28 protein-coding genes are annotated in these 23,325 nt (G+C 66.5%); 15 read left to right on the top strand and 13 right to left on the bottom strand.

The annotated features are described in order from the left end of the window. Positions 1-35: 35 nt before the first annotated feature. The gene (locus VGD28_RS13455) at positions 36-614 is read right to left on the bottom strand and encodes a CHAP domain-containing protein (protein WP_331028859.1); all 579 of its coding nucleotides are present in this window, start codon (positions 612-614) and stop codon (positions 36-38) included. A 165-nt stretch (positions 615-779) separates the two neighbouring features. Between VGD28_RS13455 and guaA the strand changes: the two genes are divergently transcribed. The 4 genes from guaA (at position 780) to VGD28_RS13435 (ending at position 3,820) form a co-directional block, all read left to right on the top strand. Then, on the top strand, positions 780-2,336 hold the full coding sequence (guaA, locus tag VGD28_RS13450) for a glutamine-hydrolyzing GMP synthase (RefSeq protein ID WP_331028858.1): 1,557 nt from the start codon (positions 780-782) through the stop codon (positions 2,334-2,336). A gap of 24 nt (positions 2,337-2,360) precedes the next feature. Further along, entirely contained in the window at positions 2,361-2,966 is a 606-nt protein-coding gene (locus VGD28_RS13445) for a hypothetical protein (RefSeq protein WP_331028857.1), read from the top strand. Then, positions 2,963-3,310 (top strand): arsenate reductase, encoded by a 348-nt coding sequence (locus VGD28_RS13440; RefSeq protein ID WP_331028856.1) that lies wholly within the window; start codon positions 2,963-2,965, stop codon positions 3,308-3,310. Before VGD28_RS13445 ends, VGD28_RS13440 begins: the two co-directional genes overlap by 4 nt. Before the next feature lie 72 nt (positions 3,311-3,382). Continuing rightward, a complete protein-coding gene (locus tag VGD28_RS13435; protein ID WP_331028855.1) occupies positions 3,383-3,820 on the top strand; it encodes a hypothetical protein in 438 nt (145 codons plus the stop codon). An 80-nt stretch (positions 3,821-3,900) separates the two neighbouring features. Here the strand turns inward: VGD28_RS13435 and VGD28_RS13430 are convergent, their stop codons facing one another. Then, positions 3,901-4,125, bottom strand: a complete 225-nt coding sequence (locus tag VGD28_RS13430) for a helix-turn-helix transcriptional regulator (RefSeq protein ID WP_331028854.1) — start codon at positions 4,123-4,125, stop codon at positions 3,901-3,903. Position 4,126: 1 nt separating this feature from the next. Continuing rightward, positions 4,127-4,549: a hypothetical protein gene (locus VGD28_RS13425; RefSeq protein ID WP_331028853.1), complete on the bottom strand. Its 423-nt coding sequence runs from the start codon at positions 4,547-4,549 to the stop codon at positions 4,127-4,129. A 124-nt stretch (positions 4,550-4,673) separates the two neighbouring features. On the opposite strand from VGD28_RS13425, the gene panB reads away from it, so the two are divergent. The 6 genes from panB (at position 4,674) to VGD28_RS13395 (ending at position 9,724) form a co-directional block, all read left to right on the top strand. Beyond that, entirely contained in the window at positions 4,674-5,534 is an 861-nt protein-coding gene (gene panB, locus VGD28_RS13420; RefSeq protein ID WP_331028852.1) for a 3-methyl-2-oxobutanoate hydroxymethyltransferase, read from the top strand. Positions 5,535-5,637: 103 nt separating this feature from the next. Further along, positions 5,638-6,309 (top strand): tetratricopeptide repeat protein, encoded by a 672-nt coding sequence (locus VGD28_RS13415; RefSeq protein ID WP_331028851.1) that lies wholly within the window; start codon positions 5,638-5,640, stop codon positions 6,307-6,309. Beyond that, on the top strand, positions 6,306-7,628 hold the full coding sequence (locus tag VGD28_RS13410; protein WP_331028850.1) for a PQQ-binding-like beta-propeller repeat protein: 1,323 nt from the start codon (positions 6,306-6,308) through the stop codon (positions 7,626-7,628). Before VGD28_RS13415 ends, VGD28_RS13410 begins: the two co-directional genes overlap by 4 nt. A gap of 26 nt (positions 7,629-7,654) precedes the next feature. After that, complete coding sequence (gene der / locus VGD28_RS13405) at positions 7,655-9,019, top strand: ribosome biogenesis GTPase Der (RefSeq protein WP_331028849.1); 1,365 nt, start codon at positions 7,655-7,657, stop codon at positions 9,017-9,019. After that, on the top strand, positions 9,012-9,224 hold the full coding sequence (locus VGD28_RS13400; protein WP_331028848.1) for a sulfurtransferase TusA family protein: 213 nt from the start codon (positions 9,012-9,014) through the stop codon (positions 9,222-9,224). Before der ends, VGD28_RS13400 begins: the two co-directional genes overlap by 8 nt. Positions 9,225-9,304: 80 nt before the next feature. Continuing rightward, a complete protein-coding gene (locus VGD28_RS13395) occupies positions 9,305-9,724 on the top strand; it encodes an Hpt domain-containing protein (protein WP_331028847.1) in 420 nt (139 codons plus the stop codon). Positions 9,725-9,781: 57 nt separating this feature from the next. Here VGD28_RS13395 and bfr read toward each other — a convergent pair whose 3' ends face one another. From bfr to VGD28_RS13370, 5 genes are all read right to left on the bottom strand, one after another. Then, complete coding sequence (bfr, locus tag VGD28_RS13390) at positions 9,782-10,264, bottom strand: bacterioferritin (RefSeq protein WP_331028846.1); 483 nt, start codon at positions 10,262-10,264, stop codon at positions 9,782-9,784. Positions 10,265-10,373: 109 nt separating this feature from the next. Beyond that, positions 10,374-10,544 (bottom strand): (2Fe-2S)-binding protein, encoded by a 171-nt coding sequence (locus VGD28_RS13385; RefSeq protein WP_075152142.1) that lies wholly within the window; start codon positions 10,542-10,544, stop codon positions 10,374-10,376. A 55-nt stretch (positions 10,545-10,599) separates the two neighbouring features. Next, positions 10,600-11,859: a DUF418 domain-containing protein gene (locus VGD28_RS13380; protein ID WP_331028845.1), complete on the bottom strand. Its 1,260-nt coding sequence runs from the start codon at positions 11,857-11,859 to the stop codon at positions 10,600-10,602. Between the two features lie 48 nt (positions 11,860-11,907). Then, complete coding sequence (locus tag VGD28_RS13375; RefSeq protein WP_331028844.1) at positions 11,908-12,348, bottom strand: hypothetical protein; 441 nt, start codon at positions 12,346-12,348, stop codon at positions 11,908-11,910. 26 nt (positions 12,349-12,374) lie between these two features. Continuing rightward, on the bottom strand, positions 12,375-12,782 hold the full coding sequence (locus VGD28_RS13370; RefSeq protein WP_331028843.1) for a hypothetical protein: 408 nt from the start codon (positions 12,780-12,782) through the stop codon (positions 12,375-12,377). A gap of 185 nt (positions 12,783-12,967) precedes the next feature. Here VGD28_RS13370 and VGD28_RS13365 point away from each other — a divergent pair, with 185 nt between their 5' ends. Further along, the gene (locus VGD28_RS13365) at positions 12,968-14,500 is read left to right on the top strand and encodes a GGDEF domain-containing protein (protein ID WP_331028842.1); all 1,533 of its coding nucleotides are present in this window, start codon (positions 12,968-12,970) and stop codon (positions 14,498-14,500) included. Positions 14,501-14,502: 2 nt separating this feature from the next. Here the strand turns inward: VGD28_RS13365 and purL are convergent, their stop codons facing one another. Continuing rightward, positions 14,503-16,728: a phosphoribosylformylglycinamidine synthase subunit PurL gene (gene purL / locus VGD28_RS13360; protein ID WP_331028841.1), complete on the bottom strand. Its 2,226-nt coding sequence runs from the start codon at positions 16,726-16,728 to the stop codon at positions 14,503-14,505. Positions 16,729-16,825: 97 nt separating this feature from the next. Between purL and VGD28_RS13355 the strand changes: the two genes are divergently transcribed. Together VGD28_RS13355 and VGD28_RS13350 are read left to right on the top strand one after the other, a co-directional pair. Continuing rightward, positions 16,826-17,581, top strand: coding sequence for a TonB family protein (locus VGD28_RS13355; protein ID WP_331028840.1), 756 nt, complete (start codon positions 16,826-16,828; stop codon positions 17,579-17,581). 44 nt (positions 17,582-17,625) lie between these two features. Further along, entirely contained in the window at positions 17,626-18,273 is a 648-nt protein-coding gene (locus VGD28_RS13350; protein ID WP_331028839.1) for a hypothetical protein, read from the top strand. A gap of 4 nt (positions 18,274-18,277) precedes the next feature. Here the strand turns inward: VGD28_RS13350 and VGD28_RS13345 are convergent, their stop codons facing one another. Further along, positions 18,278-19,732 carry a phospholipase D-like domain-containing protein gene (locus VGD28_RS13345; RefSeq protein WP_331028860.1) on the bottom strand — a complete coding sequence of 485 codons (1,455 nt, stop codon included), beginning with the start codon at positions 19,730-19,732 and terminating at the stop codon, positions 18,278-18,280. Positions 19,733-19,812: 80 nt separating this feature from the next. Here VGD28_RS13345 and VGD28_RS13340 point away from each other — a divergent pair, with 80 nt between their 5' ends. Then, a complete protein-coding gene (locus VGD28_RS13340; protein ID WP_331028838.1) occupies positions 19,813-20,190 on the top strand; it encodes a PAS domain-containing protein in 378 nt (125 codons plus the stop codon). On the opposite strand, the gene arsC is transcribed toward VGD28_RS13340, so the two are convergent. Continuing rightward, positions 20,187-20,522 (bottom strand): arsenate reductase (glutaredoxin), encoded by a 336-nt coding sequence (gene arsC / locus VGD28_RS13335; protein WP_331028837.1) that lies wholly within the window; start codon positions 20,520-20,522, stop codon positions 20,187-20,189. The genes VGD28_RS13340 and arsC overlap by 4 nt on opposite strands. A 74-nt stretch (positions 20,523-20,596) precedes the next feature. Here arsC and VGD28_RS13330 point away from each other — a divergent pair, with 74 nt between their 5' ends. Beyond that, entirely contained in the window at positions 20,597-21,499 is a 903-nt protein-coding gene (locus VGD28_RS13330) for a cyclase family protein (protein ID WP_331028836.1), read from the top strand. 33 nt (positions 21,500-21,532) lie between these two features. Here the strand turns inward: VGD28_RS13330 and accC are convergent, their stop codons facing one another. Further along, on the bottom strand, positions 21,533-22,894 hold the full coding sequence (accC, locus tag VGD28_RS13325) for an acetyl-CoA carboxylase biotin carboxylase subunit (protein ID WP_331028835.1): 1,362 nt from the start codon (positions 22,892-22,894) through the stop codon (positions 21,533-21,535). Positions 22,895-22,898: 4 nt separating this feature from the next. Then, the coding region (accB, locus tag VGD28_RS13320; RefSeq protein WP_331028834.1) for an acetyl-CoA carboxylase biotin carboxyl carrier protein at positions 22,899-23,325 on the bottom strand (427 nt) is incomplete at its 5' end.

The raw sequence follows: 23,325 nt of genomic DNA, 5'->3' as shown, positions 1-23,325 counted from the left end.
GATCCCGGCACAAGGCCGGGATGAAAAAATGGGCGTTACCGCGCGTAGGCGTCGATCAGCGAGCCGACATAGTCGGGACGGTCGCCGGTCAGTTCAGGGGTGGGGCGGGCACGGGCGACCTTGGCGCCGACCGCGGGGCGGCCATAGATGAAGCCGTGGACGGGGTAGGTGGTCGAACCGAGACCGCGCGTGTCGCGATACCAGACCTTGACCTGGCTCCAGTCGCCCGCGGGCGAGACGTCGAACAGGGTCACATCCCGCTCGACCCTGCCGCGCTTGCCGTCGAAGCGCGACCAGTTGGCGTGGGTGACCATGACGACGCGCGGCTCGATGATGCGGCTGACCACCGACACATGCCCCAGCCGAAGCGCACGCGATTTCGCGAAGGCGACGACCGCGCCGACCTCGGGCACGTCGCCGCGCTGATACTTGCCGGCGGCCTGATCCCACCAGGTCCAGGCATCGCCCCAGATCTGGATGCCTGAGGCCTGGCGCGCGAAGGGCACGCATTCGCCGACATAGTCGAGGATCGATGCCGATGCCGGCGCCGCGAGGAGGGATGCGGCAGCGAGCATCGACAAGACGATCCGGCGGGGGGCCCGGTTCGATCTCATTCGATCGGAAATAGCCTTGCGAGCGCTGCAGAATGGTTTGCGACAATGGTTAACGTGGCGGCGGGCACAAGTGCGAGCCTTCATATCCTCCCCCTGGCGGGGGAGGATCGATTTGAGCTGGCCTCGCGCCTTTACACTCTGCCCGCACCTGCCTATCGCCCCGCCATGACACAGCCGGGCGAATCCATCCTCATCGTCGATTTCGGCAGCCAGGTGACCCAGCTCATCGCGCGCCGCGTGCGCGAAGCGGGCGTCTACAGCGAAATCGCTCCCTTCAACGCCGCCGCGGAGGCATTCGAGCGGATGAAGCCGGGCGGGGTGATCCTGTCGGGGTCGCCGGCATCGGTGCTCGAGGACGGGTCGCCGCGCGTGCCGGACGCGATCTTCGAGAGCGGGCTGCCCGTGCTGGGCATCTGTTACGGCCAGCAGGTGATGATGCAGCAGCTGGGCGGCAATGTGCAGCTCGGCGACAGCGGCGAGTTCGGCCGCGCCTTCATCGAGATCGCCGACAGCTGCGTGCTGTTCGACGGCCTGTGGACCGAGGGCGAGACGCATCAGGTGTGGATGAGCCATGGCGACAAGGTGACGAGCCTCGCGCCCGGCTTCCGCCCGGTGGCGGCGAGCCCCGGCGCGCCGTTCGCGGTGATCGCGGACGATACGCGACGCTATTATGCGATGCAGTTCCATCCCGAGGTGGTGCACACGCCGGACGGGGCGAAGCTGCTCGCCAACTTCGTGCGGCACGTCTGCGGTCTCAAGGGCGACTGGACGATGGCGGAGTTCCGCCAGACCAAGATCGAGGAGATCCGCAAGCAGGTCGGCAAGGGGCGGGTGATCTGCGGGCTTTCGGGCGGCGTGGACAGCGCGGTCGCGGCGGTGCTGATCCATGAGGCGATCGGCGAGCAGCTGACCTGCGTGTTCGTCGATCACGGCCTGATGCGCAGCGGCGAGGCCGATCAGGTCGTGTCGCTGTTCCGCGGCCACTACAATATCCCGCTGGTCCATGTGAATGCGGAGACGCTGTTCCTCAACGGGCTCGCCGGGGTCACCGACCCCGAAGCCAAGCGCAAGTTCATCGGCAAGACCTTCATCGACGTATTTGAGGAAGAGGCGAAGAAGATCGGCGGGGCGGAGTTCCTGGCGCAGGGGACGCTCTATCCCGACGTGATCGAGAGCGTCAGCTTCACCGGCGGGCCTTCGGTGACGATCAAGAGCCACCACAATGTCGGCGGCCTGCCCGAGCGGATGAACATGAAGCTGGTCGAGCCGCTGCGCGAGCTGTTCAAGGACGAGGTCCGCGCGCTCGGCCGCGAGCTGGGGCTGCCCGACGTGTTCGTCGGCCGCCACCCCTTCCCGGGACCCGGCCTTGCGATCCGCATCCCGGGCGAGGTGACCAAGGAACGCTGCGACATTCTGCGCAAGGCGGACGCAGTGTATCTGGAGGAGATCCGCAACGCTGGCCTGTACGACGCGATCTGGCAGGCGTTCGCGGTGCTGCTGCCGGTCAAGACCGTCGGCGTGATGGGCGACGGGCGCACTTACGACAGCGTGTGCGGGCTGCGCGCGGTGACCAGCACCGACGGGATGACCGCCGACGTCTATCCGTTCGACGCGAGCTTCCTGACGCGCGTGGCGACGCGGATCGTGAACGAGGTGAAGGGTGTGAACCGCGTGGTGTACGACTATACGTCGAAGCCGCCTGGCACGATCGAGTGGGAGTGATGCGTTAGCTGAGGGAGGCGAACGGTGCGCAACGGGATATTGTTTTCGACATGCCTGTTCTTAGCCGCCTGCGGCGGCGAGCCGACAAACATCGTTTTCGAGCCGTCAAACACCATGCCGGAACAGGTCGCGACGCCGCGGGCCAATCTGGCGGCCGAAGCGCCAGCGGCTGAGGACAGGCCGCTCGTCAACCTAGCGCCCGGTGCGCTGAGCTTCGTCGATCCGAATAATGGCCGGGCAGTCGAACTGGCGTTCGGAACGGAGCGCGCGGTGGTCGAACGTGCCGTCGAAGCCGCGCTGGGCAAACCCGCGGAGCGCGGCTCGAACGGCGAGTGCGGGGAGGGCGCGATGGACTTCGCGCGGATGCCGGGTGGACTGCTTGCCTGGTTTCAGGATGGCAAATTCGTGGGCTGGTTCCTCGATGACGCGGGTGCGGAGCTGAGCACTGCATCGGGCATCGGTATCGGATCGACGCGCAAGGAGGTGACCGGCGCCTATGATGCCGAGATCAGCGAAAGCTCGCTGGGCGAGGAATTCGCCGCGGGAAAGCTTTCCGGGCTGTTGAGCGGCAAGGAGCCGGCTGCCAAGGTGACGGCGATCTGGTCAGGACAGGTGTGCAACTTCAGATGACAATCTCCTTCTACGGCATCCCCAATTGCGACACGGTGAAGAAGGCGCGGGCGTGGCTCGACGTCAACGGAATCGCCTACGCCTTCCATGACTATAAGAAGGAGGGCGCCGATCCGGCGCGGCTGGCGAAATGGGCCGAAGCGGCGGGCTGGGAGAAGCTGCTCAACCGCGCGGGCACGACCTTCCGCAAGCTCGACGAGGCGGACAAGGCCGATATCGATCAGGCCAAGGCGCTGCAGCTGATGGCGGCGAACCCGTCGGTGATCAAGCGGCCGGTGGTCGAATATCGCGGCGGCGTGCTGGTCGGGTTCAAGCCCGACGAATGGGCGGCGGCGCTGCTGTGACGAAGTGATTGGCAAATTCACCATTTAGGGTAGGCTGCGCAGCATCGAACGACCCGAGGGGGAGAGGTTCCGATGGCATCGCAATTCGCGCAGAAACCACCCGCATGGCTCTATATCGTGGGCGTCATCCTGCTTCTCTGGGGCCTGGCGGGATGCTGGGCCTTTTACATGCACGCGACACTGGGCCCGGCTGCGAACCCTGACGCGACCGATTGGGATCGCGCCTATTTCGCGGCGCTGCCTGGCTGGTTCGCGATCGACTTCGCCGTTGCGGTCGGGGCTGGCTTGCTCGGAACGATCGCCCTGCTGCTGCGCTCCAAATGGGCAGTGGCGCTTTATTGGATTTCGCTGATCGCGGTGGTGATCCAGTTCGGCTGGATGTTCCTCGCAACCGACGTGATTGCGGTGAAGGGGGTATCATCGATCTTCTTTCCCGCCTTCATCTTTGTGATGGCGCTGCTCCAGCTCTGGCTCTCAAGGCTCGCGAAGAAGCGGGGCTGGCTGCGATAGGTCCGCCGGGTATCCGGGGCCGCAGATAGGGGTGCGGCCCCGGACCCCGCGCCGGGGGCAGCCGGCGCGGGATGCACGTCTCACTCTGCGCGCTTCTCCTGCCACTGGAACACCTCTTCCAGCGGCTTTGCGAAGACCTGCGCGATGCGGAACGCGGTCTCGAGCGTGGGCGAATATTTGCCCTGCTCGATCGCCGCGATCGTCTGGCGGGTCACGCCGACGCGCTCGCCAAGCTCGGCTTGCGTCATCTCGCCTGCAAGGAAGCGAAGCGTACGGATATCGTTCGTGATGGGAGGGGAGGGCATCTCAGGCCGCGCCCCTGCGATAGCCGATCGCCTGCGCGCCGAACCGGGCGGCCTCACCCAGGATGAACGCGCCGATCAGGGCGAAGACCGTGCCCGATCCGTGCAATCCCAGATGCAGACCGACGATCACGGCCACCACGCTCAGCACCAGCACCAGATAGGCGATGCCGCTCGCGCGCCGTGACACTGCCTGGTCGCGTTCGTCGGGCCGGGCATTGGCTTCGTCCGGCGCGCGGATGGCCCAGATGGCCGTGGCGGTTCCCATCAGCACTGCCTGAGCGATGGTGGCCGCAACAAACAGCCAGACCATCTTCATGCCATGCGCCGGCGCGCCGACCTCGGCGACGACCACCGCGAAATAGGCGCCCCAGATCAGCAAGGTAGTGAGGAACGCCGACCATGCGACCTTTTCCCGAAAAGCCATTTATCAACTCCACGTCTGAAATAGATGACGTGATGTTATATATATCTAACATTGAGTCAAGTGATTCGTACACGGTGCGAGAGAGCCACTGGCGTGGCCTCGAAGCCGGCGGTAGAGCGCGGCCATGTCCACGACCTTCACGCTCGATACCTCGACCAGCCGTGCCCATCCGACCCCGGCGCCGATGAAGCGGCTGACCGTGCCCGCCATTCAGGGACGCAAGGGCAAGGAGCCGGTGGTGATGCTCACCGCCTACACCGCGCGGATGGCGCAGCTGCTCGACCCGCATTGCGACGTGCTGCTGGTGGGCGACAGCCTGGGGCAAGTGATCTATGGGCTGCCGTCCACGTTGGCGGTGACGCTGGACATGATGTGCGCGCATGGCGCGGCAGTGGTGCGGGGCAGCTATCATGCGGTCGTGGTGATCGACATGCCCTTCGGCAGCTATGAAGCGAGCCCTGAGCAGGCGTTCGCGTCGGCGTCGCGCATCCTTGCGGAGACCGGAGCGGCCGCGGTGAAGCTGGAGGGCGGCGAGGCGATGGCCGGGACGGTGGCGTTCCTCACGCGCCGCGGCATCCCGGTGATGGGCCATATCGGCCTGACTCCACAGGCGGTGAACGCGCTGGGCGGCTATGGCGCGCGGGGGCGCGGCAATGCCGAATATGCCAAGATCATCGGCGACGCGAAGGCGATCGCTGAGGCCGGCGCCTTCTCGATCGTCGCTGAGGGCGTAGTCGAGACGCTGGCGAACGAGATCGTCGCCGCGGTTTCGTGCCCGATCATCGGCATCGGCGCGTCGAACCAATGCGACGGGCAGGTTCTGGTGACCGAGGATATGCTCGGCATGTTCGAGCGCACCCCGCGCTTCGTGAAGAAATTCGACGATCTGGCTGGCCGCATTTCCGCCGCGGTTGAGACCTATGCCGCCCAGGTGCGGGACCGGAGTTTCCCCGGCGACGAGCAGGTCTACAAGCCCAAGGATTGAGGCGCTTTCGTTTCCCGATGACCGCGGCTAAGGTCCGCGCCCGAATTCCCTTACCCCGATGGAGTGACCCTTGGCGCTGAGCCCGCAAAGCAACGAAGCCTTTATGCGCGAGGTCGACGAAGAGCTGCGCAAGGATCAGGCGTTGCACGTCTGGCAGAATTACGGCCGCTGGATCATCGGCGCCGTGATTGCCGGGCTGATCGCGTTCGGCGGCTGGCTCTATTGGCAGAGCCACAGCGACGCGCGCCGCGGCGAAGAGGGCGAGAAGCTGAAGGCGGCGGTCAAGGCGCTGAACGAGAGCAAGGCGCAGGAGGCGGACGCACCGCTCAAGGAGCTCGCCGCATCGAGCTCGACCGGGTTCAGTGCCGCCGCGCGCTTCGCACAGGCTGACACGCTGCTGGCGAAGAACGACCTGAAGGGCGGCGCCGCGATCCTGGCCGCCATCGCCGCAGACACAGGGGTGCCGCAGGAGTTCCGCGATCTCGCGCTGATCCGGCAGACCGCCGCCGAATATGATTCGCTGAAGCCCGATCAGGTGATCGCGCGGCTGGGCGCGGTCGCGGTGAAGGACAGCCCCTGGTTCGGCAGCGCGGGCGAGATGGTCGCGATCGCGCAGATGCGCATGGGCAAGCGCGCCGAGGCAGGCAAGCTCTATGCCGAGATTTCAAAGACGAATGGCGTTCCGCAGCCGATCCGGACCCGCGCGCTGCAGATGGCAGGCGTGTTGGGCGTGGACGCTGTCCCGAACGATGGTGAGGACAAGAAGGCGAAATGATGAAGTCGGTTCGGGTTCCCGTCGCGATGGCGGCGCTGGTGGCGCTCAGCGCTTGCGGCATTTTCAAGGGCGGCGACAAGAAGACGCCGGTTTTGGGCCAGCGCGTGCCGATCCTGGCGTCGGAGACGAGCATCGTCGCCGATCCCACGATCGCCGACGTCCAGGTCGTGGTGCCGGCGCCTGTGTCGAACGATGCATGGAGCCAGCCGGGCGGCAATGCGGCCAAGGCGATGGGGCATCTGGCGCTGAGCGAGGCGCCGGCGCGGGTCTGGTCGGCGCGCATTCCAGGCACCAGCGGCCGCACCCGGCTTGCCGCCGCGCCTGTGGTGGCGGGGGGCACGCTGTTCGTGATGGATACCGAGGGCGCGGTCCATGCGTTCGACGCCACGACCGGCGCGCGGCGCTGGCATATCTCGACCGTAAAGGGCGAGGAGAACCGGCGCGCGGCCTTTGGCGGCGGCGTGAGCTTCGACGGCGGGCGCGTCTATGCGTCTAACGGATTGGGCGATGTGGTGGCGATCGACGCAGTCGCGGGCAGCGAGCTGTGGCGCAAGAAGCCGGGCGGGCCGTTGCGCGGCGCGCCGAGCGTCGCGAACGGCAACCTCTATGTCGTGTCGCAGGACAATCAGCTCTTTGCGCTCTCTGCGGCGGACGGCAACATCATCTGGACCCAGTCGGGGACGCTCGAATCGCAGGGCGTGTTCGGGGTGGCAGCACCCGCCGTGGCGCAGGGCACGGTCGTGGCCGGCTTCTCGTCGGGCGAGCTCAACGCCTATCGTTACGAGAATGGCCGCACGCTGTGGAGCGATACGCTGTCCCGCGCGACCATCTCGACTTCGGTTTCGAGCCTTGCCGACATCGATGCCGAGCCGGTGATTGATCAGGGCCGCGTCTATGCGGTCGGGCAGGGCGGCCGCATGGCAGCGGTCGAGCTCGCGAGCGGGCAGCGCCTGTGGGAGCAGAATATCGCCGGCATCTCCACCCCGTGGATCGCGGGCGAGTGGCTGTTCGTCGTCACGGACGACGCCCGCCTCGTTGCAATCGCGCGCGGCACCGGCAAGGTCCGCTGGATCTCGCAGCTTCGCGCCTTCCGCAACGAGGAGGACAAGAAGGGCGCGATCACCTGGGTTGGCCCGGTGCTGGCCGGCAACCGGCTGTGGCTGTCCAATTCGCGCGGCGAGCTGGTGTCGGCCTCGCCGATCGACGGCAGCGTGGGTGCGACGATCGAGGGCAAGGACGCCGTCAGCCTGAGTCCGGTGGTCGCCGGAGGCATGCTCTACATTCTGAGCGACAAGGGCGAGATCACCGCCTATCGCTGAGCGCCGCGTTGGGATAGGAGGCCGGGATGCCCCGTCCCACCGTTGCGATCATCGGCCGTCCCAATGTCGGCAAATCCACGCTGTTCAACCGCCTTGTCGGGAAGCGCCTTGCGCTGGTCGATGACCAGCCGGGCGTGACGCGCGACCGGCGCGAGGGCGACGCCGACCTGCTCGGCGTTCCTTTTCGGATCATCGACACTGCCGGGTTCGAGGATGAGGATGCAGCGAGTCTGCCCGGCCGCATGCGCGCGCAGACCGAGGCCGCAGTCCGCGAGGCGGACGTTGCGTTGTTCATGGTGGATGCCCGCGCGGGCGTGACCCCGCTGGACGAGGAAGTGGCGCGCTGGCTGCGCAGCGCCGACGTGCCGGTGGTGCTGCTCGCCAACAAGGCCGAGGGGCGCGCCGCGGAGCCGGGCATCCACGAGGCAATGGCGCTGGGGCTGGGCGACCCGGTGCCCTTCTCCGCCGAGCATGGCGAGGGAATCGCCGACCTGTTCGAGGCGCTACTGCCCCATATCGACCGTGGGGAAGAGGAGGAGGAGGCGGAGGATGCCGATTTGCCGGACGCGCCGCTCAAGCTGGCCGTGGTGGGGCGTCCCAACGCCGGCAAGTCGACGCTAATCAACCGCCTGATCGGGCAGGATCGCCTGATCACCGGGCCAGAAGCCGGGATCACCCGCGATTCGATCGCGATCGAATGGCTGTGGGAGGATTTCGAGGGCCAGATGCGTCCCGTCCGGCTGATCGACACCGCCGGAATGCGCAAGCGCGCCAAGGTGCAGGAGAAGCTGGAGAAGCTCTCGGTCGCCGATGCGCTGCGCGCGGTGGATTTCGCGGAGGTGGTCGTGCTGCTGCTCGACGCGACCAAGGGACTCGAGGTGCAGGATCTGAAGATCGCCGACAAGGTGCTCCAGGAAGGCCGCGCGCTGGTGATCGCGCTCAACAAATGGGACGTGGCGGAGAACGCGTCGAGCCTGTTCAATGGCGTCAAGGGAGCGCTGGAGGAAGGTCTGGCGCAGGTGAAGGGCGTGCCGTTGCTCACCGTCTCCGCGGCGACGGGGAAGGGGCTCGACACGCTGATCAAGGTGGCGTTCGAGACGCGTGAGGCGTGGTCACGGCGTATCACGACCGGTCAGCTCAACCGCTGGTTCGAGCGCGCGATCGAGGCGAATCCGCCGCCTGCGCCCGGCGGCAAGCGGATCAAGCCGCGCTACGTGACCCAAGCCAAGACGCGACCGCCGAGCTTCATCCTGTTTGGGACGCGGGTCGACCTGCTGCCCAAGAGCTATGAGCGCTATTTGGTCAACAGCATGCGCAAGGAGTTCGGCTTCGGTGCGGTGCCGGTGCGGCTGACGATGCGGCCGTCGAAGAATCCATTCGACCGTGAGTGAGGCGAGCCGAATCGACGCACGAGGTTTGCGTTGCCCGTGGCCGGCGCTGCGGCTGGCACGGGCGCTGCGCGGTGGGGCGCTGCCGGTCGAGATCCTTGCCGACGACCCCGCCGCCGAACGCGAGATCCGCGCGCTGGCCGCGGCGCGCGGCGCGGCGGTGGAAATGGTCGAGATCGACGGAGCAGGCATGTTCCGCATCGCCTGAATGATGCGGCGTCAACCGGACGTTTACCGATTTGCCCTTATTCATCATACAGATGAGCCGCATGTCGCGGGAGGGTGAATTTGGCGTCGCAGGATCCGAACGGGCTGGTGGACTGGGCTGCGTTCTCGCAGGCCCGCACCGAGCTGGGCGCCAATTTCGTGCGCATCCTGGGCTATTTCCACGAGGATGGCGTCAAATCGGTCGCGCGGATCGAGGAAGCGATGCGCGCCAATAACGCCGCGGCCCTGGTGCTTCCCGCACACACGCTGAAGGGCGAATCGCACCAGTTCGGCGCCGAGCCGCTGGCCGATTGCGCGGCCGCGATCGAGACGATCGCGCGACACTGCGTGGAAAATCGTTACGAGCCGAGCGAGGCGCTGCCGCATGTGGTGGAGTTGCGGCCGCTGTTCGAGGCGACGCTGGCGCTGCTGGAACGTGAGGCGAACCCGTTGGTGGAGCGGCGCCCGGCCGCGGCCTTTGGCCGTCGACCAGGACTCTAGCGACCCCTGCACTGACGGGACAGCACGATGGCCGTCCCGTATTTCGTTCCCAGACCCTTATTCACCCTCCTCGGGCTTCGAGTTGAGCTGGATATAGTTCTGGATGCCCATGCGCTCGATCATCTCGAACTGGGTCTCCAGCGTATCGACATGCTCTTCCTCGCTGTCGAGGATGCGGCGGAACAGGTCGCGACTGACATAGTCGCGCACCTTCTCGCTATGCTCGATCGCGTCCTTGAGCACTGCAACCGCTTCATATTCCAGGTCGAGGTCCGCTTTGAGCACTTCCTCGACCGTCTCGCCGATGCGCAGGCGGCCGAGCAGCTGAAAATTGGGGAGGCCGTCCAGAAACAGGATGCGCTCCGACACCATATCGGCATGCTTCATCTCATCGATCGACTCGTGGCGCTCGAATTCGGCGAGTTTCTTGACGCCCCAGTGATCGAGCATGCGATAGTGAAGCCAATACTGGTTGATCGCGGTGAGCTCGTTCTTGAGCACCTCGTTGAGATAGTCGATGACCTTGGGGTCGCCCTTCATGGCTGTCGTGCCTTCCGTACTAGAAAATCGGGCACGGTCATAGCGCCGAAACGACGCTTCAGACAGTCAAAAAATGGCGGATTTCTGCGGTTTTCTGGACTTGCGAACGCTACGCAGCCGCACGCTCCGCATCGATAATCGCTCGCGCGAACGGCACGCACTGGCCGCATTTCGCCTGGCGTCCGAGCGCGCGATAGGCCTGACACGCGCTCATCGCGCCGTCACGGGCAGCTTCCCGCACATCCTTCTCGCGAATTGCATTGCAGACGCAGACGACCATCGAAACCCTCTCGCAATTCGCAATAACTAAGGCGACTGCGAGTGATTCGCAATGGTTATTGCGCAGCGTTCGCAACTGGGCGGGCGATCGCGCTGCGGGACATGGCTTGCAGCTTGCCGCGCGCCAGGCTGCGCCAGAGCCATTCGAGCGGACCGAAGGCGAATCGCTCGAGCCAGGGCTTCGACCAGAGCAGCATCAGCACCCAGATCGCCAGGACGACCAGATAGAGCTCGGCGCGCGAAAGCTCGCCATACCAGCCGAGACCATAGCCGTAGAACAGCGTGGTGCAGATCAGGCTGGTGCCGAGATAGTTGGTGAAGGCCATCCGGCCCGCGGCGGCGATCCGCGCGGTCAGCATGCCGCCGGGGCGCATCAGGAGGATGATGAGGCTGGCCCAGGCGACCACGGCGAAGGGGCGCAGCGGCACGCTGGCGACCATCGTGGCGACGGTGACGGGAAGCAGCGCGAACTCGCGCGCCATCATCCAGGCGGCGAGCGCGGCATAGCCGGGAAGGGCGATGCCGAAGCCGATCGCCGCCCATTTGATGTAGCGGCGACGCTCCCACTGACCCGTCAGCATCCCGCTGCGCAAGGCGGCCATGCCGAACAGGAAATAGGCGAGGGTTTCCCACCCGAATTGCAGCAGGCCGACCAGCGGCATGAACTTGTTGTCGGCGAAGCGCTGAGTCGCGATCTCGAGCCAGCCCCTGCGATGCAGCGCGACCTCGTCGGCGATCCAGGCGGCGGGCGGCACGCCGAAGCCCTGGGTCATCTCGGCCAGCGCCTTCTGCAACCCGGCATCGGCCGGAGCGGCCTGTGCCATCAGCACGACCATCGGGATCATCGCCGTGGCGATCAGCTCGACGAACACCAGGGCGATCCCGATGCCGATCAACGTCCGCACCGCAAGGTCGCGGAACAGGAAGGCGATCATGCCGACCAGCGCGTAGTAAGTGAGGATATCGCCCCACCAGATCAGCCAGAGATGGATGAGGCCGAAGACCAGCAGCCAGACCATCCGCGCATAATGGACCCTTGCGGGACTGTCCCCCTTCGCCTGCGCACGCTGGATGACGAGCAGCATCGATGCTCCGAAGAGGAAGGAGAAGAGGCCGCGCATCTTGCCGTCGAACAGCACGAAATTGACCAGATAGGCCGCAAGGTCGATCCCGGCGGCGCCACCATAGGCCGCCGGGTTGAAATAGGCCGGCATCGGCATCGCGAAGGCGATGATGTTGAGCAGCAGAATGCCCATCACCGCGACCCCGCGCACGGTGTCGAGCGTCAGGATGCGGTCGCCAGCCGTGGTCGCCATGAATTCCCCCTGTGTTATGGCTGTACTACACTGCTGCGGCGCAGGACGCTAGCGCCGCGCGATCAGCGCGATGGGGATGCCGACGAGCAGAATGTGGAACAGCAGCTGGCTGGCGATGCCGACGGGGCTGATCGGGAAGGTGCCGAAGCGCAACGGCACCACAAGCAGGTTCATCGCCACATAGGTGGCGAGGCCGTAGGCGACGCCCCAGTAGATCGGCCGCGCCTTGAGCCGGGGAATGCGGTTCGCGGCAAGGACGAAGATCGCGGCCATGATCGCCATCAGCGCGAAATGCACCGCGAGGCCGAGTGCGGCGCCGGCTGCACTCCATTGCTTCGCGCCGGGGAACGGGCCTGAGGCGACGTAGCGGAGCATCGCATCCACCGGTCGCCCATAAGCGAGCGTCATGCCGATCGCGGCAAGGATATCGAGCGTGCCGGCCACGAGCGTGGCGGCGACGATTCGCTTTGCGGTGCTCCAGTTGTGCATCATTCCCCCCTTGTTCCCTCAGCCGTTCAGCGCAGTTCCTTGCGGATCATCAGCTTCAGCGCCGACCAGGTCTCGTCCACCGCGCAGACCTTCACATCGACCAGCCCGAGCGGCAGGGCGACCTCGCGGATCACGTCTTCGGTGACGTCGGTGTCAACCTGCGCCGCTTTCTTGGGCCAGGAGACCCAGACGAATCCGCTCGGCGCGATGAGCTGGCGCAGCGCGGTCAGCTCGCAGTCGAGCCGCGAACGCTCGGTGACGAAGATGTGCGCCGCATCGATGCCCGCGCCCGGCGCCGCGAGCAGCTCGAGCCCGAGCGAATCGAGCGCGATCTCAGCCCGCACGCTGGCCGGCATATCGGCGATGAACGCGCGCATCCCGGGCTTGAAGCCGAGCTTGTCGGCGAGCGGAGTGGTGGAATAGCCGGCGGTCACTTGCTGTCGTTCCTCCCGTGATCCGTTCAGAAAGCCACAAAAGTCACACCCTTAACGCGCGAGTCCGCGATTAAACGCATCCGCCGGGGCCGGTGCGGAAGGTGGCACAGATCGGCGCGGTAGGAAAACCCCAAGCGGCCGTCCCGCTATGCAAGTGTTAACGACGTGCGCTTAGGATTGGTTAGATGAGTGCCAGTGCGCCAGAGACGGCCGCCGAGCACGGCGCGATCATCGCCGGGCGCGCAGATGCCGTCGCGGCGCGGCTGGCGCTTGCGCTGCCGCTCGTCTTCCTCCCCGCGCACGCCGCGGTCGCATTGACCGCCAGCAATCCCATCGGCGCCGCCACCTTGCTGTGCGAGACGCTGGCGGCGTTCATCGCGGCGCTGGCCTGCGGCTGGCGGGCGCAAGGCAGCGGGAACCGGGAACGGCTGGGATGGCTGGTGATCGCGGTTGCGATGCTGTGCTGGAGCGCAGGGGTCGGATGGCAGCTGCTGGGGGCGCTGACTCCGGCGGGCGCCAGCGGGACCGGCGCGATCTCGATGCTGCTGTTCGTGCTCTATGGCGTGCCGCTGGTGTTCCTGCTGGCAAGCCCCAATGGAGACCCCTGGCCCGCGCGGATGGTGGACGCCGCCCTGGCGCTGGTGCTGGGATTGCTGTTCGGGGCCTTCATCTTCAGCTTCGTCCAGCTGTCGGGCGTGAGCGACGCGGCGGGAGAGTTGACGCTTTCGCTGATGTTCGACATCCAGAACATCTTCATCGCGCTGTTCGCGCTGATCCGTTACCGCGCGAGCACGAACGAGCAGGAGCAGCGCTTCTTCGGCGCGCTGAGCGCCTTTGCCGGGGCCTATATGCTCGGCGCCGGCTATTACAACCACTTCGTCGAGGAGCAGGCCGGTGCGCTCGTCAGCCTGATCGTCGGGGCGCCGTTCATTCTGCTCGCGGTCCTCGCACTGCGCAGGCCGGGCCGCACGCGCGCCCTGCCGAAGCGCGGCATGTTCGCGCGCGTGGTGCATACCGGCAGCCCGCTGATCCTGCCGGTGAGCATGCTGATCCTGTCGGCGGCGCTGGTGCCGAGCCGGCCCGCGCTGGCGATCGCCGGCTGCGTGGCCGCGACCTTGGGCTATGGGCTGCGCGCGATGCTAGTGCAGTTGCACGGCATGGGCGAGCGCGACCGGCTGGCGCAGCTCTCCCAGATCGACGCGCTGACGGGCCTGCCCAACCGGCGGCAGTTCGACGAGGCGCTGCGCCGAGAGCTGATGCGCGCGCGCCGGTCGGGACAGGGGCTGGCGCTGCTGATGATCGATATCGATCACTTCAAGCTACTCAACGACACGCTCGGCCATCAGGCGGGCGACGAGCGGTTGCGCGATGTCGCGGGGATCCTGCAATCCTGCGCCGCGCGCGCGACCGACGTGATCGCGCGCTATGGCGGCGAGGAATTTGCCGCCATCCTCCCGGGCGCGAGCCCCGCGGAGGCGATGGCGGTGGCGGAGGCGATGCGCGCAGCGGTGGAGGAACGCGCGCTCGCATCGCCGGGGCCGGGCGAGCGGGTCACGGTCAGCATCGGCGCGGCGCGGCTGACCGAGATCGAGGCCGACACGGGGCAGCGGCTGATGGAGCGCGCCGATGCGGCGCTCTACGATTCCAAGCGCGCGGGCCGCAACCGCGTGACCGCGGCGTGGCCGGTGGGCGAAGCCGCGCGCTCGGTAAGCGCCTAGCTTCAGGCCAGCGCCGCGTCGCTCCCGCTGCCCATGAGGTTCGGGAAGAACCCTTCATGGGCCGCCCGCAGCTCTTCGATGCCGACGCACCAGTCGCCCTCGTCCAGCTCGAAGATCAGCCGGTCCTTGATCGTGCGACCGATGGGATCGGCGGGGACGTCGGCCTCGGCGGCGGCGGTGAGGAACTCGGTCAACGATTCATCGGGGACGGTGACGAGATACAGGCCCTGGTCCTCACCGAAGAAACTGCCGGCGATGCCGAACGGCTGGGCCTGATCGATCATCGCGCCGATCCCCGACGCCAACGCCATTTCGGCGAGGCTGACCGCGAGGCCGCCGTCGGACACGTCATGCACGGCATTGACCAGGCCGCGATCGATCATCGCGCGAACGAAGTCGCCGGTGCGCTTCTCGGCCTTGAGATCGATCGGTGGGGGCGGGCCTTCCTCGCGGCCGTGGATCTCGCGCAGCCAGATCGACTGGCCGAGATGGCCGCCGCGCTCGCCGACCGCGATGATCGCGTCGCCGGTCGCCTTGAAGGCGATGGTCATCGACTTCGACCAGTCGGCGAGCAGGCCGACGCCGCCGATCGCGGGGGTGGGCAGGATCGCCGAGCCGCCGCCGGTGGCCTTGGACTCATTGTAGAGCGAGACGTTGCCCGAGACGATCGGGAAGTCGAGCGCGCGGCAGGCGTCGCCCATGCCCTCGAGACAACCGACGATCTGGCCCATGATCTCCGGGCGCTGCGGGTTGGCGAAGTTGAGGCAGTTGGTGACCGCGAGCGGGGTTGCGCCCACCGAGGTCAGGTTGCGCCAAGCTTCGGCGATCGCCTGCTTGCCGCCCTCGACGGGGTCGGCGAAGCAGTAGCGGGGGGTGCAGTCGGTGGTGATCGCGAGGCCCTTCTGCGTGCCATGGACGCGGACCACCGCGGCGTCGCCGCCGGGGCGCTGGACGGTGTCGGCGCCGACCATGTGGTCATACTGCTCCCAGATCCAGCGGCGCGAGGCGATGTCGGGCGAACCCATCAGCTTGACGAGGTCGGCGGCAATATCGGTCGATTCCGGCTCGTCCGATAGCTCTGCGGGCTTGGGTGTCGGCATGTGCGGGCGGTCGTAGAGCGGCGCTTCGTCGGCGAGCGGGGCGAGCGGAATGTCGGCGACGGTCTCGCCCTTCCACTTGAGCACCATGCGGCCGGTGTCGGTGACGGTGCCGATGACCGCGAAGTCCAACTCCCATTTGCGGAAGATTGCCTCGGCGAATGCCTCGCGGCCGGGCTTGAGCACCATGAGCATACGCTCCTGGCTCTCCGAGAGCATCATCTCGTACGGCGTCATCCCGGTTTCGCGCTGGGGGACGTCGTCCATGATCATCTCGATCCCGACGCCGCCCTTCGACGCCATCTCGACCGAGGAGGAGGTGAGGCCGGCGGCTCCCATGTCCTGGATCGCGACGATCGCATCGGAGGCCATCAGCTCGAGACAGGCCTCGATCAGCAGCTTTTCGGTGAAGGGGTCGCCGACCTGGACGGTGGGGCGCTTCTCGTCGCTGTTCTCGTCGAAGTCGGCCGAGGCCATGGTCGCGCCGTGGATGCCGTCACGCCCGGTCTTGGAGCCAACATAGACCACGGGATTGCCGATGCCGGCGGCGGCGGAGTAGAAGATCTTGTCGGTCTGGGCGACGCCGACGGTCATCGCGTTGACCAGGATGTTGCCATCATAGGCCTTGTGGAAATTGACCTCGCCGCCGACGGTCGGCACGCCGACGCAATTGCCATAGCCGCCGATGCCATGGACCACGCCGGCGATGAGGTGCTTCATCTTGGGGTGATCGGGGCGGCCGAAGCGCAGCGCGTTCATGTTGGCCACGGGACGCGCGCCCATGGTGAAGACGTCGCGCAGGATGCCGCCGACGCCGGTCGCCGCGCCCTGATAGGGCTCGATGTAGGACGGGTGGTTGTGGCTCTCCATCTTGAAGATCGCGGCCTGGCCGTCGCCGATGTCGATCACGCCGGCATTCTCGCCGGGGCCGCAGATCACCCAGGGCGCCTCCGTGGGGAGCTTCTTCAGGTGGATGCGCGAGGATTTGTAGCTGCAATGCTCGGACCACATGACCGAGAAGATGCCCAGCTCGGTGAGGTTGGGCTCGCGGCCCAGCGCGTGCAGGACGCGCTCATATTCCTCGGGGGACAGGCCGTGCTCGGCGACGATCTCGGGAGTGATTCCGCTCATGGCCGCGCGCATAGCGGGGGCGAGGCGTTTCGTCACCCCCGCCCGTCGAAACGGGGAGCAAGCGCCGGTTCAGCCAGCTTGTGCGTTTAGGCGAGCGATGACGGCGATGGTCCTTTCGAACCCGCGTGAACGGATCGGCGGCGCGGTGGCGGCGCTGGCGGTGACGTGCGCGCTGGGCGTCGTGCTGGCGCTGGGGCTGGCGGTCGGGGAGCGGCTGGCCGATGGCGAGACGGGCATCGCGCTGTTCGAGATACTGCCGGAGCCCAAGCCCAAGAAGACAGTCGAGCGGATGCCCGAGCGCAACACGCGGCCTTCGGGCCAGGCGGCGCCGCCCAACCTGCGTTCCCGCGCGACCGAGGTGGCGGCGCCCAAGCCGCTGGTGCCGATCATGGTGCAGCCATTGGTGATCGTCGCCGAGAAGCCTGCGGACGGTGTTCAGTCGACCAGCGGTGCTGCGGACGTGGCCGGGCCGGGAACGGGGGCAGGCGGGCAGGGCGACGGCTTTGGCGGGGGTGGCAGCGGCGACGGCGACGGGGCGGGTGATCCCGAAGCGACGCCGCCGCGGCAGATTCGCGGGCGCATCCGCGACTCGGATTATCCCGAGGATCTGGCCGACGCTGGGATCGGGGGCCGAGTGACGGTACTGTTCCTGGTTCAGACCGACGGGCGTGTGCCGGAATGCGACGTTGTGGGATCGAGCGGTATCGCGCGGCTCGACGCGCTCACCTGTCGGCTGATCCGCGAGCGGTTCCGGTTCCGGCCATCGCGTGACGGCAAGGGGCGGCCCGTGCCGGCGCTGGTGCGCGAGACGCATGAATGGGTATTCGAACGGTTGCCGCCGGACCCCGAATGAGGCGCGCGATTGTCGATTCGCGGCGCAGGCGGTAACAGGCGCCGATGCGAGTGATCGGTGACTATGCGCGCGACGGCTACGCGCACATCCAGGGATTGTTGCCCGAAGAGGTGACTCGATCATTCCTTGCCGGTCTCAAGGCTGCGGCGGGCGACGGCGCCATCCCGCTGAGCCGGGTGACCGAGTTCCCCAACCTGCTGAAACGCCCGGCGTTCGAAGTCTATGGCCATCACTATCCGCCGATGCTCCACCTGCTGTGGGGACTGACGCCGGCGATGTGCAGCCTGACAGGGCGCGATCTGCTGCCCAGCTACGACTATTTCCGCATCTATCGCGAGGGCGACACGTGCCGCGTGCACCACGACCGCCCGTCATGCGAGCACAGCCTGTCGCTGACGATCGACTATAGCGACGGGGAGCCCTGGGCGCTGGAGATCGGCAAGAGGGCCGGGACCCCTTCGGCACGGGTGAACGAGGATTTCGGAGACGAGCCCTTTGCCGCGATCGCGATGGCGGTAGGCGATGCGGTACTCTATCGCGGCGTCGAGCACAGGCATGGCCGCACGACCCCCAATCGCAACAGCTGGTCCGCGCACCTGTTCCTGCATTGGGTCGATCGCGAGGGGCCGCATCGCGCCCATGCCTTTGACGGCCATGGCGTGCCGCCGGCGCCGAATTTCCAGTTCGCGTGAGGCGCTAGCGTCGCAGACGCCGTAGAAGCCCACCCTTCGTCATCGCCTCGAATATCGTCTCGTCACCCGAATCGAGGATCTGGTTCTCGGCCAGCCAGGATTCGACCGCGTCGAGATCGGGCACGACATAGTCGCGAAGCGTACGTCCCGTGGCGCGCAGCTCCTCGATCGTCGCGATGAGCGATCCGGTTCCGACGAGCCGGGTCGCGACGGACACGCTGTCGATGCCGAGATGTTCGGCGATCAGGCCATTGCGGATCGCGGCGATGCGTCGCGCGGTGCGGTCGTCGCTCGCCGTCAGCGCGACGTCGCATTCGGTGTCGAGCCCGAGCGAGCGATTGTTGAGATTGGACGAGCCGACGCGGATCACGCGATCGTCGATCACCAGAATCTTGGCATGAACATAGATGTCTGCCCCCGACTGGGTGACCGGGTGATAGATGCGCAATCGATCGTGGACGTCGCGTTGCTTCAACGCCTGGAACAGCCGCGCGCGTGCCGTATCCATCGCCTGTTGTTCGAGCCAGCCATCGGCGCGAGCAGGATTCACGACGACGATTTCCGGTCCGTCCGGTTCGGCGAGGCGTAGGGCGAGGGCCTCAGCGATGCGGCGCGAGGCGAAATACTGGCTCTCGGCATAGATGAAGCGCTGCGCGGCAGCGATGAGGTCAACATACAGCGCCTCGATCTCCTGAATCGGTGCCTGGTCGGGCATGTCAGGCTGGGTGCGCGCGATCGCGACCCGCGTATCGGTAAAATCAGGTGTGAGACAGGCGGGCCAGCAATCATGCCGGGACTGAACCGCCATGACGGGCATGCCGCCGGCGCGATGCCAGCGATCGCGGCACAACTCGCCAAGCGCGCGGGCAGCCGATCCCTCGATCGCAGTGGTGGCGTCGTGCCATGGCATATAGCCGCAGCCGTCGGGATCGACGCGCGCTTCGCCCCCGCCGGGGTGGGCGCGCGTGTCCCAGCGGGAGAGCGTCATGTCGATTCCGCCGCAAAATGCGAGGCAATCGTCGATCACCACGATCTTCTGATGGTGTGAGGCGCCGGGCGGATGTGTCGAATCAAGCTTGAGGTGCACCTGTTTGCCGAAGCGCCATTTGAGCAGGGTGCGGAACGTCTTTCCGCGGAATACCGATTTGAGCGCGCCGATATCCCAGCGGAGGATATAGACCTGAAGCTCGGGATTGCGGCGGGTGAGCCAGGTAATGAAATCGCCGACCTCACGCGGGGCTTCGGCGTGATCTGGAGGATCGTCGCGGGTAAGCAGGATTCGCGCGTCGAAGTCCCAGCCGATCAGCAGGATCTGTTTCTTCGCCGTCAGCATCGCCTGGCGCGCGGCACGGAAATAATCGTCGGCATCGATGATGACCGAAAGCCTCGACGCGGCTTCGACACGCCAGCAATTGCGACCGGGTTCGAAGATCAGCGAGGCGCCGGCGGGGTCGAGCATGGCAAAGGGATAGCCCGCGGCAGCGGCCGCGTCACGCATGGTTACTGGACATTCGGACACCCGGTGCTAACCGGACAGCCATGCACGGAGCTCGCGATCCGCAGGCGCAGCTGATGCCGATTCAGGCCGCCTGGCAATGCGACCTTCGCGACGATTCGCTGATCTGGAGCGACGGCGTCTACGACCTGTTCGGCCTGCCGCGCGGTGCCGCGCTGGACCGGGAGGATATCGTCACGATGTATCTGCCCGAATCGCGGGCAGAATTGGCGCGCCTGCGCGGTGCGGCGATCGCGGCGTGCGGGAGCTTCACCTTCGAGGCGCGGATCCGGCGCGCTGACGGTGAGCTGCGCTGGATGCGCATCACCGCAGACGTCGTCGCCGAGAATGGCGTGGCGCGCTACCTCTATGGAACCAAGATCGACGTGACCGACGAGATGACCGGCCGAAGAGCGGGTTAGAGGATTTCGCGGATTTTTTCGGGGGGACGGCCGAGGCGGACACCCTTTTCGGTCTCGACCAGCGGGCGTTCGATCAGGATCGGATCGGCGGCCATCGCATCGAGGATGGCGTCGTCCGTGGCAGCCTTGAGCGGCTTGGCGCTGTCCTCGGCCCTGCGCAGGCCGTCCCGGGGCGAAATGCCGGCCCGGGCATAGAGGCGGGCAAGCTCGTCGCGGCTGGGCGGGGCCTTGAGATACTCGACCACCGTCACCTCGGCGCCAGCGTCGTTGAGCAGCGCCAGCGCCTCGCGCGATTTGGAACAGCGGGGGTTGTGGTAGATGGTCGCCTTCATCATGGATTCCCGAAGTGGATAGGCCGCGTAGATAGGCGTGGAGTTTCGCGGGTGCCAGCGGCGAGGGAGCGGCGATGAGCGAAAAGCGGGTGTGCTTCGATTTCGAGGTGAGCTTCACCAATGGCGTCGGGGTGCAGGGGCAGGATTTCCGGCTGGATATCGACGGCGACGATATCGATGACGCCGACCTCGCCCGCTATGTGATCAGCGACCTGCGACTGCTGATGGTCGGCGAGGTGCGCATCCTCAACAAGCGGATCATCGAGGAACGGCACAAGCGCGGGGAAATGGCGGAAACACCGGCGGCCGCTCCGGGCACGCGGCTGATCGACCTCAGCCATGTGATCGAGGCGGGAATGATCACCTACAAGGGCCTGCCCGCCCCGCTGATCTGCGACCATCTGTCGCGTGAGGCCTCGCGCGGGATCTATGCCGAGGGGACCGAGTTCCAGATCGACCGGATCGAGATGGTGGGGAACACCGGCACCTATCTCGACACGCCCTATCACCGCTATGCCGACGGGCACGACCTGGCCGATCTGCCGCTGGCGCGGGTGGCGGATTGCGCGGGCGTGGTCGTCCGCGTCGAGGGTGCAGCTGGGCGCGCGATCGACTGGACAGCGTTCGCGGCGATCGATGTGCGCGACAAGGCGGTGCTGGTGAACACCGGATGGGACCGGCACTGGCGCACCGATCAGTATTTCGAGGCACATCCGCATCTGACCGAGGCGGCGGCCGTCTATCTGCGCGATCAGGGTGCGCGGCTGGTCGGGATCGATTCGTTCAACATCGACAATGTCTCGGAGAACACGCGACCGGTGCACAGCGTGCTGTTGGGCGCCGGTATCCCGATCGTCGAGCATATGACGCGGCTGGGGGAGCTGCCCGCGAGCGGCTTCCGCTTCTCGGCGGTGCCGCCCAAGGTGCGGCACATGGGGACGTTTCCGGTGCGGCCCTGGGCGATCCTGCCGGGCTGAGGCGGGGCGTCCGGCGACGCCCCGCGAAAAGGATCAGCCCTTCTCTTCCTCGCGCGCGAGCCACTCTTCCAGCCACTTGATCGTATAGTCGCCCTGCTGGAACTGCAGATTGTCGAGCAGCGCCTGATGGAGCGGGATCGTGGTCTTCATCCCATCGCCCTCGATCACGAACTCTTCGAGCGCGCGGCGCAGGCGGCGGAGCGCGCCCTGGCGGGTGGTGCCGTAGACGATCAGCTTGGCGATCATGCTGTCGTAGTAAGGCGGCACCTTGTAGCCCGAGTAGAGGCCGCTATCGACCCGGACGTTCATGCCGCCCGGCGCGTGATACTGGCTCACCCGGCCCGGAGAGGGCGCGAAGGTGCGCGGGTCTTCCGCGTTGATCCGGCATTCGATGGCATGACCGCGGAACTGGACATCCTGCTGGCGCAGCGTCAGCGGATGGCCCTCGGCGATGCGGATCTGCTCACGGACGAGGTCGAGGCCGGTGATTGCCTCGGTCACCGGATGCTCGACCTGAAGCCGCGTGTTCATCTCGATGAAGTAGAACTCGCCATTTTCCCAAAGGAACTCGATCGTTCCCGCACCGCGATAGCCCATATCGGCCATCGCCTTGGCGCAGATGCCGCCGATGCGGTCACGCTCCTCGGCCGACAGGACCGGGGAGGGGGCTTCCTCCAGCACCTTCTGATGGCGGCGCTGGAGCGAGCAGTCACGCTCGCCCAGATGGATGGCGTTGCCATTGCCGTCGCCGAACACCTGGATTTCGATGTGGCGCGGATTGCCGAGATATTTCTCGAGATAGACGGTGGCATCGCCGAACGCTGCCTTCGCCTCGCTGCCTGCCTGCTGCATCAGCGTCTCGAACTGGTCGGGATCGGCGCAGACCTTCATCCCGCGGCCGCCGCCGCCCGAGGCGGCCTTGATGATCACCGGGTAGCCGATCTCGGCGGCGAGCTTCTTGGCTTCCTCGACGTCGCTGATCGCGCCGTCCGAGCCGGGCACCAGCGGCAGGCCTAGCGCGCCGGCGGTGCGTTTCGCCTCGACCTTGTCGCCCATCACCCGGATATGCTCGGGCTTCGGGCCGACGAAGATCAGGTTATGCAGCTCGACGATCTCGGCGAACTTGGCGTTTTCGGAGAGGAAGCCGTAGCCCGGATGGATCGCGTCCGCGCCCGAGATCTCGGCGGCCGAGATGATGTTGGGGATGTTGAGGTACGAATCGGTCGCGGCCGGCGGGCCGATGCACACCGCCTGATCGGCGAGGCGGACGTGCATCGCGTCGGCGTCGGCGGTCGAATGCACCGCCACGGTCTTGATCCCCATTTCATGGCAAGCGCGATGGATCCGCAGCGCGATCTCGCCGCGATTGGCAATCAAAAGCTTCTGGATCGCCATTTCTCTAGCCGAGGATCACGAGCGGCTGGTCGAACTCCACCGGCTGTCCGTCCGAGACGTTGATCTTTTTCACGGTGCCGGCCTTGGGCGCGGTAATCGGATTCATCACCTTCATCGCCTCGACGATCAGCAGAGTGTCACCGGCTTTCACCGACTGACCAACCGCGATGAAGGGCTTCGAGCCGGGCTCGGCCGACATGTACGCGGTGCCCACCATCGGCGATTTTACAGCCTCGCCGCCGACGTCCTCTTGCGGCGTCACAGCTTGCGCGGCCGGCGCGCCAGCGGTGGGAGCAGCAGGGGCAGCCGCCAGCGGCGCTGGAGCGGCAACGTAAGCAGTCGGCGCGTCGCGGCGCACCTTGATCTTCCGCTCACCGTCCTCGACCTCGATTTCGTTCAGATCGTTCGCGCTCAGCAGTTCCGCGAGCTCG

This window comes from Sphingomonas sp. (assembly GCF_036402235.1).
Classification (GTDB): domain Bacteria; phylum Pseudomonadota; class Alphaproteobacteria; order Sphingomonadales; family Sphingomonadaceae; genus Sphingomonas.
This window is presented reverse-complemented; position numbering and strand designations above follow the sequence as displayed.

Coding starts and splice junctions, on each gene's coding strand:
- VGD28_RS13455 (WP_331028859.1), bottom strand. CDS start 614: ATGAGATCGAACCGGGCCCCCCGCCGGATCGTCTTGTCGATGCTCGCT.
- guaA (WP_331028858.1), top strand. CDS start 780: ATGACACAGCCGGGCGAATCCATCCTCATCGTCGATTTCGGCAGCCAG.
- VGD28_RS13440 (WP_331028856.1), top strand. CDS start 2,963: ATGACAATCTCCTTCTACGGCATCCCCAATTGCGACACGGTGAAGAAG.
- VGD28_RS13435 (WP_331028855.1), top strand. CDS start 3,383: ATGGCATCGCAATTCGCGCAGAAACCACCCGCATGGCTCTATATCGTG.
- VGD28_RS13430 (WP_331028854.1), bottom strand. CDS start 4,125: ATGCCCTCCCCTCCCATCACGAACGATATCCGTACGCTTCGCTTCCTT.
- VGD28_RS13425 (WP_331028853.1), bottom strand. CDS start 4,549: ATGGCTTTTCGGGAAAAGGTCGCATGGTCGGCGTTCCTCACTACCTTG.
- panB (WP_331028852.1), top strand. CDS start 4,674: ATGTCCACGACCTTCACGCTCGATACCTCGACCAGCCGTGCCCATCCG.
- VGD28_RS13415 (WP_331028851.1), top strand. CDS start 5,638: ATGCGCGAGGTCGACGAAGAGCTGCGCAAGGATCAGGCGTTGCACGTC.
- VGD28_RS13410 (WP_331028850.1), top strand. CDS start 6,306: ATGATGAAGTCGGTTCGGGTTCCCGTCGCGATGGCGGCGCTGGTGGCG.
- der (WP_331028849.1), top strand. CDS start 7,655: ATGCCCCGTCCCACCGTTGCGATCATCGGCCGTCCCAATGTCGGCAAA.
- bfr (WP_331028846.1), bottom strand. CDS start 10,264: ATGAAGGGCGACCCCAAGGTCATCGACTATCTCAACGAGGTGCTCAAG.
- VGD28_RS13385 (WP_075152142.1), bottom strand. CDS start 10,544: ATGGTCGTCTGCGTCTGCAATGCAATTCGCGAGAAGGATGTGCGGGAA.
- VGD28_RS13380 (WP_331028845.1), bottom strand. CDS start 11,859: ATGGCGACCACGGCTGGCGACCGCATCCTGACGCTCGACACCGTGCGC.
- VGD28_RS13375 (WP_331028844.1), bottom strand. CDS start 12,348: ATGCACAACTGGAGCACCGCAAAGCGAATCGTCGCCGCCACGCTCGTG.
- VGD28_RS13365 (WP_331028842.1), top strand. CDS start 12,968: ATGAGTGCCAGTGCGCCAGAGACGGCCGCCGAGCACGGCGCGATCATC.
- purL (WP_331028841.1), bottom strand. CDS start 16,728: ATGAGCGGAATCACTCCCGAGATCGTCGCCGAGCACGGCCTGTCCCCC.
- VGD28_RS13355 (WP_331028840.1), top strand. CDS start 16,826: ATGACGGCGATGGTCCTTTCGAACCCGCGTGAACGGATCGGCGGCGCG.
- VGD28_RS13350 (WP_331028839.1), top strand. CDS start 17,626: ATGCGAGTGATCGGTGACTATGCGCGCGACGGCTACGCGCACATCCAG.
- VGD28_RS13345 (WP_331028860.1), bottom strand. CDS start 19,732: ATGCTCGACCCCGCCGGCGCCTCGCTGATCTTCGAACCCGGTCGCAAT.
- VGD28_RS13340 (WP_331028838.1), top strand. CDS start 19,813: ATGCACGGAGCTCGCGATCCGCAGGCGCAGCTGATGCCGATTCAGGCC.
- arsC (WP_331028837.1), bottom strand. CDS start 20,522: ATGAAGGCGACCATCTACCACAACCCCCGCTGTTCCAAATCGCGCGAG.
- VGD28_RS13330 (WP_331028836.1), top strand. CDS start 20,597: ATGAGCGAAAAGCGGGTGTGCTTCGATTTCGAGGTGAGCTTCACCAAT.
- accC (WP_331028835.1), bottom strand. CDS start 22,894: ATGGCGATCCAGAAGCTTTTGATTGCCAATCGCGGCGAGATCGCGCTG.